The following is a 1,176-nucleotide window of genomic DNA, read 5'->3' as shown; positions in this document are numbered from 1 at the left end:
CGGCTCGACACCTCGGGCCCGGCGCCACCGACGCCGAGATCGCCTGGGAGTGGCCCCGGTGGCATGCCGCGAACCGGGACGTCGTGGGGGCCGACCCCGACCTCCTCACACCGGGGCAGCTGCTGCGACCGCCTCCGTCGACGTCCCCGACGACTGCCGAGCCCCCCGCCGCTCCTGGCCGCGGCACGGACGCCGCCACCCTCACGAGGTCCTCGGCCCAGCAAGGAGCCCAGTGATGACGCGATCGACCGACGCAAAAGCCGCCCCGGCGGCCACCCCCGCACCTGCCGGCTTCACCGTGCGGCGCATCCCGCAGACCGCACCGCCGGTCATCAGCGCCGACGAGGCGTGGCACGGTGAACAGCCGTACGCCCAGGACGCCCTCGCCCTCGACTTCCTCGGCGCCCGCGACGACGAGGACTTCGGTCGCCAGCCGACTCGCTCGAGCCAGCTGCCCGACCCGGCGCCGCTGGTGGCTCGCCTCGCCCAGGCCATCGTCGAGGTGGTGTCGGGGCAGCGACCGGCGCCGCAGCTCATCCGGCACACGGCCCCCACCGTCTACTCCGTCATCGCCCGTCAAGCCATGGTCGCCGGTCGGCGCCGGGCCCCGGGGCCACGACGACCCGCGATCGTGCGCCGTGTGCGCGTGTGCGAACCCGCCGACGGGATCGTCGAGGCCTGCGCGGTCGTCGTCTCGCACGGCCGCGTCCGGGCCCTGGCCGTCCGGCTCGAGGGCCTCGACGGCCGCTGGCTCGTCACCGCCCTCACGATCGGCTGACCACGCACCCCGAGGACCCCACCACCACGAGCTGGCGGCGCCCACCCGGCATACGCTCCCGGCCGATCACGCGAACGGCCCGGGCACCATGGAGGTGCCCGGGCCGTCTTCCGCGCGTCGGCGCGAAGCGTGGTTCAGCGGCGCTTGCGCTTGACCTTCTTTCCACGGCGGTCGGCCTTGCGCTCCACCGTCTGCTGGTCGGCGGTCTCCACCGCCCGGCCGTCCTCGCCGGGGGCGGTGTAGCGCAGCCCACCGGAGCGCTGGCCGTCGGTGTCGAGGTCCACGCCTGACACGCGGACGCCGGAGCCGAACGGACGCCGCCCCGCCGCCATGGCCTCCTCGTCCTCGTCGGGCTCCGCCGCGAGACCGGTCACGTCATCGGCCACGTGGACGTGGTC

The 1,176-nt window shown here is 75.4% G+C and carries 2 protein-coding genes and 1 pseudogene; 2 read left to right on the top strand and 1 reads right to left on the bottom strand.

The window, feature by feature from the left end; translation table 11 throughout:
* Positions 1-236, top strand: a pseudogene (locus AC1DP0_RS22075) (hypothetical protein); the annotation flags it as partial.
* Entirely contained in the window at positions 236-778 is a 543-nt protein-coding gene (locus tag AC1DP0_RS22070) for an Rv3235 family protein (RefSeq protein WP_478088758.1), read from the top strand. The pseudogene AC1DP0_RS22075 and the gene AC1DP0_RS22070, both read left to right, overlap by 1 nt.
* 134 nt (positions 779-912) lie before the next feature.
* On the opposite strand, the gene AC1DP0_RS22065 is transcribed toward AC1DP0_RS22070, so the two are convergent.
* Positions 913-1,176, bottom strand: a 264-nt coding sequence (locus AC1DP0_RS22065; protein ID WP_478088756.1) for a hypothetical protein, incomplete at its 5' end; no start/stop codon positions are given.

It is taken from the genome of Terrabacter sp. P5_B1, assembly GCF_056400505.1.
The sequence above is the reverse complement of the archived record's forward strand: the minus strand, read 5'-3'. Positions and strand labels throughout refer to the sequence as shown.

What these genes read in the sequence shown, in the direction of transcription:
- AC1DP0_RS22070 (WP_478088758.1), top strand. Translation starts at nt 236, where the DNA reads ATGACGCGATCGACCGACGCAAAAGCCGCCCCGGCGGCCACCCCCGCA.